The organism is Chryseobacterium ginsengisoli (genome assembly GCF_039542325.1).
Lineage (GTDB): Bacteria > Bacteroidota > Bacteroidia > Flavobacteriales > Weeksellaceae > Chryseobacterium > Chryseobacterium ginsengisoli.
Window position 1 is genome coordinate 320,679 of the sequence record NZ_BAABHX010000001.1, and the last position, 14,046, is coordinate 334,724.

The window sequence follows — 14,046 nt, forward strand, 5'->3', positions numbered from 1 at the left end:
AATTCTATGTATTACCATAAAAGATTATTTCTGTTATTTCTATCATTATTTAGCGGGTTATTTTTTTCTCAATCAAATGATAAAGATTCTATCAGAGGCGATTTTACTTATTTGTTAAAAGCTAAGTTAAATAATCAAACACCTGATTATATATATGATGAACATTTCTCATTATTAATAAGTGATAAGCATTCATTTTTTGTAAGTGTCAAATCGCTTAAAAGAGATTCTGTGATAGAAAAATCTAGAGTTACCACAAATAATCCTGATGGAAGTATAACTCTTAGTCTTAAAAATGGAGTATCTGTACCAAATACAAAATTTCCATACACAATAATTCAATCAAATAAAAATGTACAATACTTTCAATTAGTTGGAATGTCTGTACTTAGTTATAAAGAGCCTATTATAAGCAATTGGAAACTTATTAATGAAGAAAAAATCATCAATACAATCAATTGTAAAAAGGCACAAGTCAACTATAAAGGAAGAAATTGGATTGCTTGGTATTCCCCAGAAATTCCTTTACCCTATGGACCTTATAAATTCAGTGGATTACCTGGCTTGATAATTAAAATAACAGATGATAAAGGCGAGTTTGATTTTGAATTAGTAAAGTCTGTACCTACGTCTAAGTTGAAGAGAAAATTAATTAGTGTAAAAAAAAGCCGATATACTGAAGCCATAGAAACCACACAACCAAAATTAAAAGAAGCATTAAGAAATGCTGAAGCCAACGCAGCCGCAGTACTTGCAAGCTATGGAACGACAATCATAAAAGGACAGGAAATAGCAAGACAAAGAGCAAAAGAAAGGGAAGAAAACAGGAAATATGAAAATCCAATAGAATTAGACGATTAAAAAAAGCTCCCTTAAAAAAGAGAGCCCACCAACAATAATTATGAAACAAGGTTCATTAATTCTTTTTAATTTCTGCTATTGCATCCTGAATTCCGCCCCCCGCAATTTCAAAGAATGACGGACCGGCTAACAGATAAACTTTTTCCAGTTTCTTTGTTTTAGAAAGGTTGTGTTCTTTTAAATAGGTTTCAGAACGGTTTGCCAATACGATACCTTTTACTACATTTCCAGCTATCAAAGCGGTTGGAGAATCTATTCCTGCATCTTTCAGATCACTTGCAAATGCGAAGTTCATAACGCCTAATCTCATAGCTTCACGAGCGGCAACTTCACCTACGGAAGTCATCAGTTCGGGAGTGAATTTGTTGCGGTCGCCCAACCCAATTAATAATAACTTTTTCGAAGACAAAGAGCCAGCCGGAGGTGTTATTAAAATTGTTTCTAACGAATGTCCCTGAAATTGTCCTGACTGTCTGATTTCGGTTAATTCACCTTTCAAAGCATCATCCAAATGTACTAAACCGTTCAGATTTGCGGGTAAAGCCTGAGCATTACGAATGTCATTTTCCGTATATTCGAAAACACAGGCAACCTGAAGTTGGGCATCTGCAGAAGATGGTCCCTGAACCAATCCTATCATCGAAATTCCGTCTACGGAACCCCAGTTTTTTGATGTTCCGACAGATGTTGTATTTTGAGCAGTTACCATCAATGACAATAACACAGCTGCAAACGATAATATGAAATTTTTCATGATTTTTAATTTTAATTAATAATTACATTGTCATAGAAACATCCATTAAAAGGATTTCTGTATTTTCTGATGTTGCTTTAATCTGTAGATCTGAAATATCCCAAACTCCGAAACCGTCTCTTTCTTCCAACTTCTGACCTTCGATTTCTGCGCTTCCTTTAATGATAAAAGCATAGACTCCGTTTCCTTTTTTCCTGATTTGATAATTGATTTCAGTATTATTTTCAAAGTTCCCTAAGTGAAACCATGCATCCTGATGAATCCAAACTCCTTCGTCATCAGTATTTGGAGAAAGAATTTGCTGAAATTGATTTTTGCTTTTTGTTTTGTCAAGTGTGATCTGATCATATCTTGGAGTGACATTTCTTTTGTTCGGATACACCCAAATTTGTAGAAATTTCACCAACTGATCTTGATTCTTGTTGAATTCACTGTGCATAATTCCAGTTCCGGCACTCATCACCTGAATATCTCCACTTTTTATGATGGCTGAATTTCCCATGCTGTCTTTATGTTCCAAATCACCTTCCAATGGAATACTGATGATTTCCATATTGTCATGAGGATGCGTTCCGAAACCTCTTCCGGCATCAACTTTATCATCGTTTAAAACTCTTAACACCCCGAAATGCATTCTTTCCGGATTGTGATAATTGGCAAAACTGAATGTATGATTGCTCACCAACCAGCCATGATCCGCCTTTCCTCTGGAATCCGCTTTATGAATCACAGAATTATCTTTAATTTTCGAATCTGTATTGGGTAAATGATTGTATCCGATCGGTTCTAATGGTTCGATTTCGTCGATCTCATTTTTCATTGTATTTCCCAATGAAGCGGATGCGACAAACATTCCTGTTCCCAATAATCCTTTTTTTAAAAAATCTTTTCTGTCCATATCTTTTTGTTATTTATTCATTTTGATAGGACAAATTTCGGAAGATTGGAATTGCTGGACATTTAACTAGTTTAATAAATTGCTTTTTCTTTTGTCTTTAAACATCATTTTCCGAACTATAATTGCATTGTGAAATTCCCCTTCAATGAAGGGATAGATTTTTGTTTCACAAAAATCCTGGGTAGTTTAATATGAAAATATTATAACCACCCCGTCTAAAATTCTTTGAATTTTCGCCACCCCTCCATTGGAGGGGAATTTTGCGTATGTTTTAATTATGGTAAATTATTTCTCTTTTGAAGCCAAACGTTTTCTAATTGTGCTCACAAACTCTTTAGAAACTCCAAGATAAGAAGCAATATAATATTGCGCAACTCTTTGCGGAATGGATGGATACACTTTAATAAATTCTAAATATCGATCGGATGCAGCTTTGGAAATGGTGTTCACCAAACGGTTTTGTAAGGTTGAAAGATTTCTCTGAACCAACATTCTGAAAACTCTCTCGAATTTTGGAATTTCAGTTAATAATTTTTCTTTCGTTGTCGGATTCAGCATAAAAATTTCTGAATCTTCTAATGTTTCGATGTATAATCGTGAAGGTTTCTGATCCTGAAATGAAGCAATATCACTAATCCACCAATCTTCAATGGCGAATAAAATTGTCACCTCAAAACCATTATCATCAAGGTAATAAACTCGTACACATCCTTTTTGGATATAACCTTCAAACTGGCAAATTTCACCTTCTCTCAACAAAACCGTTTTTTTTGGAAAGGTCTGAAATGTTAAAGAATCTGTGAAAAATTTTTCTTCGCTTTCGCTAAGGTTAATAAATCGTGTTACGTTTTCGATGATGTTTTGAGACATAATTGCAGTTTATGACTGTAAATTAGGGAAAAGTGCGTAAACTTCGTTCTTTAAAAGCCCACTTCCACCGCCGTAATGGTCGATAACTTTCACTTCTTTGTCTAAATTTTCACAGAAAAATTTTATATCTTTTTCAAATTGCTCATCCAATCCGGAACTCAACAGAACAATATCTACCTGATTTTCTTTGATATATTCATAGCAAAAATTTTCGTCGCTTTGAATTTCTGCATTCCAGCCTTCATTATTTTCGATAATTCTTTTTAAAGTCTCAAGAATTTCCTGATTTTTTCCGATAACGAGAAAGTTTAGTGTTTTCATTGTTTTTTATTTAATTTTCTTTTGTCTTAAAACAAAAGAAACAAAAGTTCAAGACTTGGAAACTTCCGCTAAAAATTAAAATTTAATCCTAAAATTTCCAAAACTTGCGCGAGTTCAATATTTGTTTTCATTTCAACATTTGTCTCGCGCTTCGAACAGTGGAAATTTTTTAACGGATTAAGTTTTAATTTTCTTAATGCCTTCGTCTCCTAGTTCGTTTTTATTATTTTCAATCTTATTTAAAAATTAAAGTATTCGCTAATTCAATTTCTTCCTGATTAATAGAATGTCCGAAATTAGAGTAGACTTTTTCCGTTATATCAGCATTCATTTCTCTTAAAATATTTGCTGTTGCATATACTCTTTCAACCGGAACATGAAAGTCAGGGTTACTTGTTCCCAGAAAAATCGGGGTTTGAACAAAGTCACCTTTATAATTTTCACGATTGATTTTATCACCAATTACGCCACCGATAATAGCTGCTGCTCCACCGAACTTTTGAGCATTTCTAGCCAAAAATTCCAAAGTCAAACAAGCCCCTTGTGAAAATCCGAAAAAGTAAATATTTTCAGCTTTTATTCCTGCATCCAAAACCATTTGTACAGTTTTCCCAATGGTTTCAATTGCTGAAGATAACCATGGTTCATTTTGTTCTACAGGTGCGATGAAAGAAGAAGGATACCAAGTTCCATTAGTTGCTTGTGGAGCTAATAACGCATAATCTTTAACATTTAAATGTTGCGATAAGCTCAAAATATCCTGCGCACTTACACCTCTTCCGTGAATCATGATTAAAACTTTTTCAGCTTCATTCAATGATTTTCCTCCTGTTTTTATATCTAAAATATGACTCATTATTTATCTGTATTTTTCTGTTGGATAATTTATTTTTGGTAAAACTTCAATCAAATGTTCTCTTTTTTCTTCAAATTGTATTGGAAGATTTAAATGTTCACCCAAAGAAGCAAATTCTTCATCAAAATCGAATCCCGAACCTGAAGTAGCAATTTCAAACAAAACACCTCCCGGTTCTTTAAAATATACGGAAGTGAAATATTTTCTATCCTTCACTTCGGTATGTTCCAAGCCGAATTTGTTTAATTTTTCAATCATCTCAAGCTGGGTTTCTGCATTCGGAGTCGCAAAAGCAACGTGATGAACCGTCCCTCTTCCCGCCAAACCTTTCAAAGCTGTCGGTGTGCAAAGCAAATCCACATATTTTCCGGGTGCATCTTCCACCGCAAACCTGAATCTGTCTGAACTTTCAGCAATTAATTTGTGATCCATTTGGGTCGTCAATAACGCTGCTGTTCTTTCGTAAGCATCCAACCAGATTTCGACATGATGAATTCCTTTTATAGCAAAATCTTTCGGGATAAATCCGTTGTAATAACCTTTTCTACTGTCTTTATCATTAAAAACCAATTCCAATCCCAATCCGTCAAAATCTTCAAGATAAATAAAAACTTCACCCGAAAATCTTTGCTGAGCCTGTTTGAAAGGAATATTAAACTGATTCAAACGGTTTAACCAATAATCCAAAGCATCGATTGATACTGAAAAAGCTGTTGTATTCAACATTCCTTTTCCATGTCTTCCGTTGACCAAACCTTTTCCGTACGGGAAAGTCGTCATAATCGTTCCGGGAGTTCCGAATTCGTCCCCGAAATAGAAATGATAAACATCGGAATAATCAAAATTTACAGTTTTCTTTACCAATCGAAGTCCTAAAACTCCGGTGTAAAAGTCTATATTTTCCTGTGCGTCGCCTGTGATGGCGGTTACGTGATGAAGTCCTGTGATGAGTGACATAGTTTTGGTTTTGTTGTTGGTTGATTGGTTTTGCTTGTTGGATTTTTACTCGAAAGATTTTAAAAAGGTTATTTGTCATTCTGACGAAGGAAGAATCTGTTTACAGTATAATAGATTCTTCACTTCGCTTTCGCTTCGTTCTGAATGACAGCATTACGTTTATTGCAGTACTTTCTTTTGCTTTTTTATTTTTTTCCAATTACTCCTCTTCTTTCAACCAGACATCGTTATATTGTTCCGGATTGCGTTTAAATTGAGCATGAACATATGGACACAACGCCAGAATTTTCATTTCGTTTTCTCTTGCATAAGAAGCCAGTTTTTCAAGTAAAATTTTCGAGAAACCTTTTCCTGCATATTCTTCATCAACTTCAGTGTGATAAACGGTTAATTTTTTCCCGATTACCGAAATATCCATTTTTCCCGCTTTTTTATCATCTGAGAATAATTGAATTTCTCCTCTCACATTTCCTAAAACTACTTTTGTTGTTTCCATTGTTTTTGATTTTTTAATTAATAATTTAAAGGTAAGCCCTTTCTAAAAATTGAGTAATGATCTATGATAATTTCGGTAAAACTTCTTCAATTTTTTCACGTAATCCTTCATGTTGTTTTGGAAGTTTTAAGTTTGTTCCCAATTCGTTTAAAGGCTCGTCTACAGTAAATCCTGGGTTATCTGTTGCTATTTCGAATAAAACACCGCCCGGTTCACGGAAATACAATGAGTAGAAATAATCTCTGTCGATTTTCGGAGTGATATTCAATCCTGCAGACATTACTTTTTCGCGGAATTCCATTAAAACGTTATCATCTTTCACTCGGAAAGCAACGTGATGATTAGTTCCTGCCGCATTTCTTCCCGCTATAATTTTATCGTTTTCGATAATGTCTACAAGATTAGCTGTTTCAATGGCGTCGGTTTCAAAACGGTATCTTTCACCTTCTTGTTTTTGTAAATCGTATCCGAAAATATCAGTTAAAACCTTGATTGTTGGATCTGCTTTTTTCAATGTTAATGTGATATTGTGGAAACCTTTTAATGCATTTTCATCTTTAATATCATCGGTTGTCCAAACTTTTCTGTCATCCGGAGTTGACGATTCGATGAACTGTAACTGTAAACCATCAGGATCTTGAAATGAGATTAATTTTTCACCAAAAATTTCACCTTCTTCAACATTTACATTAAAATTTTTCAATCTGTTTTTCCAGAATTCCAAGCTTCCTTTTGGAACAGAATATCCGATGTGAGTTGCTAAACCGGAACCGTTTGTTCCTTTTCCAATTCCTTCCCAAGGAAAGAAAGTAAGGATCGTTCCCGGAGTTCCTTCTCCGTTTCCGAAATAAAAGTGGTACGTTCCCGGATCATCGAAATTCACCGTTTTCTTAACCAATCTTAATCCCAAAACCTGAGTATAAAAATCTAAATTTCTTTTTGCGTTGTCTGCAATCGCTGTGATGTGATGCAGTCCTAAAATTCTATTTTCCATTTTGTTATTTGTTTAATTTTGATATGACAAATTTAGGGTGATGAGAAATGCTGTGCATTTAACTAGTTTAATAAATAATGGTTTCTGCAGAAAATGTAAAAATGTTCTGTTTGTCATTCTTCACTTCGTTCAGAATCTGTTTTCTTTTCTGCATAATAGTTTCCGTATAGTTTGTCATCTCGTAGGGATGACAAACCTTGTGGATATTCCTAAATCTGAAAAAAATGACTATAGCCTAGCCCCGATTGAAGCATTTGTCTGAGCTCATTTTCTGAGTTTCGGTGGCGGCGGCTTTGCCGCCGCCACCGAAACTCAAAAAATAGCGAGTGCGGAAAGCGGGAAATAGCTCCAAAAAAAATTAAAAAAAAGATGGAAATTTAGTGATTAAAATAGATTCTTCCTTCGTCAGAATGACAACTAACTGTAAAATCATTTAAATCGACCACACTATAAACAACTAAATAACAAACAATTAAAAATAAATCATAAATTATTTTTCAAAAAGTCTACTTTTTTAGTGGACTAATGAGAAATTATGTTTTATATTTGCAAACGTAATCAGGATATAAAAAATAAAATGAAAGCAGAATTCAAAAATAGCACAGTAAGAAGACACACCATGAATTTTATGATGATGTATTGCTGCATGCCTATGCTTCATTCCTGTTGTGGTTAACCTTACTTTTATATGACATATTTTTAAAGGCTTTACCACGTTGTAGAGCCTTTTTTATTTAAAAACAACATTAAAAAATATCATGAGTACTAATAAAAACAAATGGCTTATTCCCATAGCCTTCACAAATATTTATGTAATATGGGGAATTACTTTTCTCGCAATTTCTTTCGGATTAAACGGATTTCCGCCTTTTATTCTTTCAGGTTTCAGATTTTTGGCTGCTGGATTATTGATGATGGGATATTTACTTTTAAAAGGAGAAAAAGCAAATTCTATCATCAACTGGAGAAAAAATGCGACAACAGGAATCCTCATCCTTACTGGAGGAACCGGACTTGTAGCCTGGGGAGAACAATATGTAACCGCATCTGAAGCTGCCATCGCTATTGCAACTGGTCCGTTTTGGTTCATCGCCATTGATAAGAAAAACTGGGGTTATTATTTCTCAGATAAATTTATTCCTTTAGGGCTAATTATTGGATTTGTGGGACTTATTTTATTTCTAAACGGAAGTGTAAGTTCATCCAATTCACATGCGGAAACAGCAAGTAACTCGATTAGAATAACAGCATTTATTGTTTTGGCATTGAGTTCTGTTGCATGGGTTTTGGGATCTTTATATTCTAAAAAAAATCCGGCAAGTCATTCAACTTTCATGAATATTGCCCAACAGCTTATTACGGCGGGCGTCGCTTCATTCATTATAGCATTTTTCAGAAGTGAATGGACTGGATTTTCGATTGTAAAAGTACCATTAACAGCATGGTTTGGCTTATTATTTTTGATTTTCTTCGGATCCATCATTGCTTATCTTTCTTATATATGGCTTTTGTCTGTAAAACCGGCAGCTTTGGTGAGTACTCACACTTACATCAATCCTATTGTAACCGTAATTGCGGGATGGATTGTTGCCAATCAGACGATTAATACTAATCAATTTTACGGATTAATTATCATCCTTGCCGGAGTGCTTTTAACCAATGTAACCAAATATTTTAAGCTTTCCAAACGCTCAAAAGTAAAAATCAGAAAAGTGATAAGACATGTCAACAGAAACACAAGACCTTATCAACCAATATAAATTTTAAGTAAAAATGATAGAGATAAAGAATATTTCAAAAACATTTCATCAGAAAAAGCAGTCTTTTAAAGCTTTGGATGATGTAAGCCTAAACATTGAACAAGGTGATATTGTCGGAATAATAGGATTTTCAGGAGCCGGAAAAAGTACCTTAATCCGAACGGTGAATCTTCTTGAAAAACCTGATAACGGCGAAATTATCATTAATGGAAAGGATTTTACAAAATTAAATTCCAAGCAATTAGCCATCGAAAGAAAAAAAATCGGAATGATTTTTCAGCATTTTAATCTGCTTTCTTCAAGAACAGTTTTTGAAAATATTGCGCTTCCGCTAGAATTGGATAATGTCAGCAAAACAGAAGTCAATAAAAAAGTCAATGAACTTTTGAAAATTGTAGGCTTGGAAGAAAAAGCAAATGATTATCCTAAAAGTCTTTCAGGCGGACAAAAACAAAGAGTTGCAATCGCAAGATCTTTGGCAAATGATCCTTATCTCCTGCTTTGTGACGAAGCAACAAGTGCGCTCGATCCAGCAACGACTCAGTCGATTTTACAGTTATTGAGGGACATTAATCAAAGGTTGGGAATTACGATTTTGTTGATTACTCACGAAATGGAAGTAATCAAAACAGTCTGTAATCATGTTGCGGTGATCGACAAAGGTAAACTATTAATTAAAGGAACTTTAAGCGAAATCATCTCTAATAAAGAGAATCCTATTATCAAACAATTTTTAAAATCCGGTGTTATGACTATACCACAAGAACTGAATAAAAAACTACAAAAAGAGCCGCAAGACGGATTATTTCCATTGGTCGAGGTTGAACTTAATGAACAGATTTCTGTTGAAGAATTGCTTTCAATAGTTTACGATAAATATAAAATTCCATACAAATTATTGAAGGCTGATGTAGAATATCTTGGAGATTCCAACTTCGGAAAACTGTTGCTGCAGCTTCAGGGTGAAGAAGAGAAAAACCAGCAAGCCATCTATTATTTCAATCAAAATAAAATTCAAAATACAGTAAGAGGATATGCTTAGTGATACGGTGATTTCTCTTTTGTCGAAGGGAGTTTGGGAGACGGTTTACATGACGTTTGTTTCAGGATTTTTTGGATTTGTTTTGGGTTTGCCTGTTGGAATTCTGTTATTTTTCACACGAAAAGGACAACTTTTGGAAAATGTAATTTATAATAGAGTTTTATCTGTTTTGGTTAATATTTTTCGTTCCATACCTTTCATTATTTTGATTGTGTGGATGATTCCCTTTACCAGAAGTCTGGTCGGAACATCCATTGGAATGAACGCCGCTTTAGTTCCGTTAAGCATCGGAGCCGCTCCTTTTATTGCAAGATTAGTTGAAAATAGTTTATTGGAAGTTCCCTATGGATTAATCGAAACTGCGAGAGCTTTAGGAGCAAGTCCATTTCAGATTATCAGGAAAGTTTTGCTACCGGAAGCACTTCCTTCGTTAATCAATAATGCAACGATTACGCTCATCACTTTGGTCGGATATTCTGCAATGGGAGGAGCTGTCGGAGCCGGTGGATTGGGACAAATCGGCTATCAATATGGTTATATTGGTTATGATGCTATAATTATGAATCTGGTGTTGGGATTGCTTGTTACGATTGTATTTATTATTCAGTTTTCAGGTGACAGATTGGCGAAGAGATTCGATCATCGCTGAATCTGAGTATGAAAAGTTGGAGAATTTAGTGTGGAAAACACTTTAAAAATATATGTGAATGTGAAGTAGTGTGATGGTTTTGAAAATTCAGCCATCGATCGGCGAAAAAATTAGCAGAAAGGTATAAAGCCATATTTTATTTATTTAAAGAATTTTAAAAATTTAACCTTTTTGCTTTTTCGCCTTTTTTAAAAAAGAAAATAATTTATAATGAAAAAAATAAAGATTTTAGGTTTATTAATGGCAGGTTTGTGGATATTCACAGCTTGTAATTCATCAAAAAAAGAAAACCCAAATTATATTAAAGTTGGGATCACTTCCGGTCCGGAACAGGAAATTGCAGAAACTGCCAAAAAAGTAGCAAAAGAAAAGTATAATCTGGATGTAGAATTGGTTTCCTTCAACGATTATGTAGTTCCAAATGAGGCTTTGAATAACGGAGATATCGATGCGAATGCCTTTCAGCACGTTCCTTATTTGAACGAACAATCAAAACAGAGAGGTTACAAATTAGCAGTTGTCGGAAATACTTTTGTGTATCCGATTGTGGCATATTCAAAAAAGATTAAAAGTATTAATGAGCTTCAAAACGGAAGCACGATTGTCATTCCAAACGATCCTACAAATGGCGGTCGTTCGTTACTTTTATTGCAAAAAAACGGTTTATTAAAATTAAAAGAAGGCATCGGATTATTACCAAAAGTGACTGATATTGTTGGAAATCCGAAACAGTTGAAAATTCTAGAAATTGAAGCGCCTCAACTACCAAGAGTGTTGGATGACAAAGAAGTCCTAATTGCTATTATCAATAATAATTTTGCAGCACAAACCGGATTGGATGCCGACAAACAGGGAATTTTTAAAGAAGATAAAGATTCACCTTATGTAAATGTCGTGGTTTCAAGACAGGACAATAAAGATGATGAAAAAGTAAAAAACTTTGTAAAAGCCTATGAATCTGATGAAGTTTTGAAAAAAGCGGAAGAAATTTTCAAAGGCGGTGCAGTCAAAGGTTGGAACTAATAAAATAAATAGGAAATAGTCAATTCTGAATTTTACAACATTATAAAAAAATTTAGCTCATTAACTATTCACAATTAACACTTTTAAAAGTCTATTATTATATATTTAGGTATTGTTTCAAAGCTTTTTGAAATGATGCCTTTTTATTTTAAACATTTTCTGTTTTATAAACTTGCATTTTCCAATTAACATCTTGGTTATTAATAACCATTTATCTAAAATAATCATTTTCTCAATTTGAGATAATAAATATTTTTGCTATTTTTGTTACCAATCAAAAAAAGGCTTTTATGTTAAAGAAAACTGCCATTGTAAGTTTATTCACCCTTATTTCTGTTTCTTATATGGCTCAAAATACTACTACTCTACCCGTTTATTTAGACGAATCGAAACCCGTTGAGCAACGCGTTCAGGATGCGCTTTCCAGAATGACGCTGGAAGAAAAAGTGGCGATGCTTCACGCACAGTCAAAATTCAGTTCTCCGGGTGTTCCAAGATTGGGAATTCCTGAATTCTGGACAACAGACGGACCTCACGGAGTTCGCCCAGAAGTAATGTGGGACGAATGGAATCAGGCTGGCTGGACAAATGACTCAATCATCGCTTATCCCGCATTGACGGCACTTTCCGCAACATGGAACAAAAAAATGTCATGGAATTACGGAAAAGCGCTTGGAGAAGAAGCCCGTTACAGAAAAAAAGACATTCTTCTGGGACCTGGAGTAAACATTTACAGAACTCCATTGAACGGAAGAAACTTCGAATACATGGGTGAAGATCCTTACTTAACATCAAAAATGGTGGTTCCTTACATAAAAGGAGTGCAATCGAATGGTGTGGCAACTTCTGTGAAACATTTTGCGTTGAATAACCAGGAAATGTTCCGTAACACAAGCAATGTAAATGTGGATGACAGAGCATTGTATGAAATTTATCTTCCGGCTTTTAAAGCGGCAGTGACAGAAGGAGATTCGTGGACAATCATGGGAGCTTATGATATGTATAAAGGTCAGTACTCAAGTCAGAATCAATATCTTTTAAATAAAATTTTGAAAGGTGAATGGAAATATAAAGGTGTTGTGGTTTCCGATTGGGGTGCTGTAAACAATACCGAACAAGCCATTCACAACGGATTGGATCTTGAATTCGGAAGCTGGACCAATGGACTTTCGGCAGGGACAAAAAATGCCTATGATAATTATTATTTAGCAAAACCGTATTTGGATTTAATTAAATCAGGAAAAGTGGGGACAAAAGAGCTTGATGATAAAGTTTCAAGGCTTTTAAATCTTGCTTATAAAACAACGATGAATCGAAACAAACCTTTCGGAAACATCGCTTCTGAAGAGCATAAAGCTGTTGCGAAAGAAATCGGTGAAGAAGGAATTGTATTGTTGAAAAATCAGGGAAATGTGCTTCCGATTGATATTAACAAAGCTAAAAAAATTGCCATTATCGGGGAAAATGCAATTAAGGTTATGACTGTCGGTGGTGGTTCTTCTTCATTGAAAGTGAAATATGAAACGCTTCCTTTAGATGGAATTAAAGCAAGATTTGGAAAACAGTCTGATGTACAATATGCGAGAGGTTATGTTGGAGATATTGGAGGAGAATACAACGGTGTAAAATCTGGCCAGGATTTGAAAGACACCCGTTCTACTGAAGAATTATTGAATGAAGCCGTAGAATTGGCAAAAAAATCTGATTACGTAATTTTCGTCGGAGGATTAAATAAAGCAGACTTCCAGGACAGTGAAGGAAACGACAGAAAGAGCTACGGATTGCCTTACAATCAGGACAATGTGATTGCTGCGTTGGCAAAAGCGAATAAAAATCTTGCGGTAGTTTTAGTTTCAGGAAATGCAGTTGCAATGCCTTGGATCAAAGAAGTTCCGACGGTTTTACAATCTTGGTATTTAGGTTCTGAGGCTGGAAATTCTATTGCTTCCGTTTTGGCAGGTGACGCAAATCCGTCAGGAAAATTGCCGTTTACTTTCCCTGTGAAACTGGAAGATAATGCAGCTCATACATTGGGAGAATATCCTGGAAACAAAGCAGAATTAGCTGCAGATAAAGGAAAAGATCAGAAAAATCCTATCAATATTACTTACAATGAAGGAATTTTTGTTGGATACAGATGGCATGATACGAAAAAAATTAAGCCACTATTCAGTTTTGGACATGGTTTGAGTTATACAACCTTCGAGTTTGGAAAAGCTAAAGCTGATAAAACAACGATTTCTCAGGATGATAAAATTACGTTCACGGTTTTTGTTAAAAATACAGGAAAAAGAGCCGGAGCGGAAGTTGCGCAGTTATATATTTCTGATTTGAAATCGTCTGTTGAAAGACCGACTAAAGAACTGAAAGGTTTTGAAAAAGTATTTCTAAATCCTGGAGAAGAAAAAGAGGTGACTTTCACAATTGATAATTCAGCATTAAGTTTCTTCGATGCTCAAAAACACGACTGGGTTGCAGAACCGGGAGATTTTGAGGCACAAATCGGAAATTCTTCTGATGCTATTAAAACTAAAGTTAAATTTACTTTAAAGTAATTTTACTTAT

14 protein-coding genes are annotated in these 14,046 nt (G+C 34.6%); 6 read left to right on the forward strand and 8 right to left on the reverse strand.

Annotated elements, in window-relative coordinates:
* The first annotated feature begins 6 nt into the window (after positions 1-6).
* On the forward strand, positions 7-861 hold the full coding sequence (locus ABD940_RS01540) for a GLPGLI family protein (protein WP_345199867.1): 855 nt from the start codon (positions 7-9) through the stop codon (positions 859-861).
* A 55-nt stretch (positions 862-916) separates the two neighbouring features.
* On the opposite strand, the gene ABD940_RS01545 is transcribed toward ABD940_RS01540, so the two are convergent.
* The 8 genes from ABD940_RS01545 to ABD940_RS01580 form a co-directional block, all read right to left on the reverse strand.
* Entirely contained in the window at positions 917-1,615 is a 699-nt protein-coding gene (locus tag ABD940_RS01545) for a M17 family peptidase N-terminal domain-containing protein (RefSeq protein ID WP_345199868.1), read from the reverse strand.
* Between the two features lie 22 nt (positions 1,616-1,637).
* On the reverse strand, positions 1,638-2,513 hold the full coding sequence (locus ABD940_RS01550; protein ID WP_345199869.1) for a pirin family protein: 876 nt from the start codon (positions 2,511-2,513) through the stop codon (positions 1,638-1,640).
* Positions 2,514-2,798: 285 nt separating this feature from the next.
* The gene (locus ABD940_RS01555) at positions 2,799-3,383 is read right to left on the reverse strand and encodes a Crp/Fnr family transcriptional regulator (RefSeq protein WP_345199870.1); all 585 of its coding nucleotides are present in this window, start codon (positions 3,381-3,383) and stop codon (positions 2,799-2,801) included.
* 9 nt (positions 3,384-3,392) lie between these two features.
* The gene (locus tag ABD940_RS01560) at positions 3,393-3,704 is read right to left on the reverse strand and encodes a hypothetical protein (RefSeq protein ID WP_345199872.1); all 312 of its coding nucleotides are present in this window, start codon (positions 3,702-3,704) and stop codon (positions 3,393-3,395) included.
* A 235-nt stretch (positions 3,705-3,939) separates the two neighbouring features.
* The gene (locus ABD940_RS01565; RefSeq protein WP_345199873.1) at positions 3,940-4,560 is read right to left on the reverse strand and encodes an alpha/beta hydrolase; all 621 of its coding nucleotides are present in this window, start codon (positions 4,558-4,560) and stop codon (positions 3,940-3,942) included.
* Between the two features lie 3 nt (positions 4,561-4,563).
* Complete coding sequence (locus tag ABD940_RS01570; RefSeq protein WP_345199874.1) at positions 4,564-5,517, reverse strand: VOC family protein; 954 nt, start codon at positions 5,515-5,517, stop codon at positions 4,564-4,566.
* Positions 5,518-5,716: 199 nt separating this feature from the next.
* A complete protein-coding gene (locus ABD940_RS01575) occupies positions 5,717-6,013 on the reverse strand; it encodes a GNAT family N-acetyltransferase (protein ID WP_345199876.1) in 297 nt (98 codons plus the stop codon).
* Between the two features lie 61 nt (positions 6,014-6,074).
* Positions 6,075-7,007, reverse strand: a complete 933-nt coding sequence (locus ABD940_RS01580; protein ID WP_345199877.1) for a ring-cleaving dioxygenase — start codon at positions 7,005-7,007, stop codon at positions 6,075-6,077.
* Positions 7,008-7,765: 758 nt separating this feature from the next.
* On the opposite strand from ABD940_RS01580, the gene ABD940_RS01585 reads away from it, so the two are divergent.
* The 5 genes from ABD940_RS01585 (at position 7,766) to ABD940_RS01605 (ending at position 14,036) form a co-directional block, all read left to right on the forward strand.
* Positions 7,766-8,767 (forward strand): EamA family transporter, encoded by a 1,002-nt coding sequence (locus ABD940_RS01585; RefSeq protein ID WP_345199878.1) that lies wholly within the window; start codon positions 7,766-7,768, stop codon positions 8,765-8,767.
* 13 nt (positions 8,768-8,780) lie between these two features.
* Complete coding sequence (locus ABD940_RS01590; RefSeq protein ID WP_345199879.1) at positions 8,781-9,809, forward strand: methionine ABC transporter ATP-binding protein; 1,029 nt, start codon at positions 8,781-8,783, stop codon at positions 9,807-9,809.
* Complete coding sequence (gene metI, locus ABD940_RS01595; RefSeq protein WP_345199881.1) at positions 9,802-10,458, forward strand: methionine ABC transporter permease MetI; 657 nt, start codon at positions 9,802-9,804, stop codon at positions 10,456-10,458. The genes ABD940_RS01590 and metI overlap by 8 nt, the downstream gene beginning before the upstream one ends.
* 210 nt (positions 10,459-10,668) lie before the next feature.
* The gene (metQ, locus tag ABD940_RS01600) at positions 10,669-11,481 is read left to right on the forward strand and encodes a methionine ABC transporter substrate-binding lipoprotein MetQ (protein WP_345199882.1); all 813 of its coding nucleotides are present in this window, start codon (positions 10,669-10,671) and stop codon (positions 11,479-11,481) included.
* A gap of 290 nt (positions 11,482-11,771) precedes the next feature.
* Entirely contained in the window at positions 11,772-14,036 is a 2,265-nt protein-coding gene (locus tag ABD940_RS01605) for a glycoside hydrolase family 3 C-terminal domain-containing protein (RefSeq protein WP_345199884.1), read from the forward strand.
* Positions 14,037-14,046: the final 10 nt, after the last annotated feature.

Coding starts and splice junctions, on each gene's coding strand:
- ABD940_RS01540 (WP_345199867.1), top strand. CDS start 7: ATGTATTACCATAAAAGATTATTTCTGTTATTTCTATCATTATTTAGC.
- ABD940_RS01545 (WP_345199868.1), bottom strand. CDS start 1,615: ATGAAAAATTTCATATTATCGTTTGCAGCTGTGTTATTGTCATTGATG.
- ABD940_RS01550 (WP_345199869.1), bottom strand. CDS start 2,513: ATGGACAGAAAAGATTTTTTAAAAAAAGGATTATTGGGAACAGGAATG.
- ABD940_RS01555 (WP_345199870.1), bottom strand. CDS start 3,383: ATGTCTCAAAACATCATCGAAAACGTAACACGATTTATTAACCTTAGC.
- ABD940_RS01560 (WP_345199872.1), bottom strand. CDS start 3,704: ATGAAAACACTAAACTTTCTCGTTATCGGAAAAAATCAGGAAATTCTT.
- ABD940_RS01565 (WP_345199873.1), bottom strand. CDS start 4,560: ATGAGTCATATTTTAGATATAAAAACAGGAGGAAAATCATTGAATGAA.
- ABD940_RS01570 (WP_345199874.1), bottom strand. CDS start 5,517: ATGTCACTCATCACAGGACTTCATCACGTAACCGCCATCACAGGCGAC.
- ABD940_RS01575 (WP_345199876.1), bottom strand. CDS start 6,013: ATGGAAACAACAAAAGTAGTTTTAGGAAATGTGAGAGGAGAAATTCAA.
- ABD940_RS01580 (WP_345199877.1), bottom strand. CDS start 7,007: ATGGAAAATAGAATTTTAGGACTGCATCACATCACAGCGATTGCAGAC.
- ABD940_RS01585 (WP_345199878.1), top strand. CDS start 7,766: ATGAGTACTAATAAAAACAAATGGCTTATTCCCATAGCCTTCACAAAT.
- ABD940_RS01590 (WP_345199879.1), top strand. CDS start 8,781: ATGATAGAGATAAAGAATATTTCAAAAACATTTCATCAGAAAAAGCAG.
- metI (WP_345199881.1), top strand. CDS start 9,802: ATGCTTAGTGATACGGTGATTTCTCTTTTGTCGAAGGGAGTTTGGGAG.
- metQ (WP_345199882.1), top strand. CDS start 10,669: ATGAAAAAAATAAAGATTTTAGGTTTATTAATGGCAGGTTTGTGGATA.
- ABD940_RS01605 (WP_345199884.1), top strand. CDS start 11,772: ATGTTAAAGAAAACTGCCATTGTAAGTTTATTCACCCTTATTTCTGTT.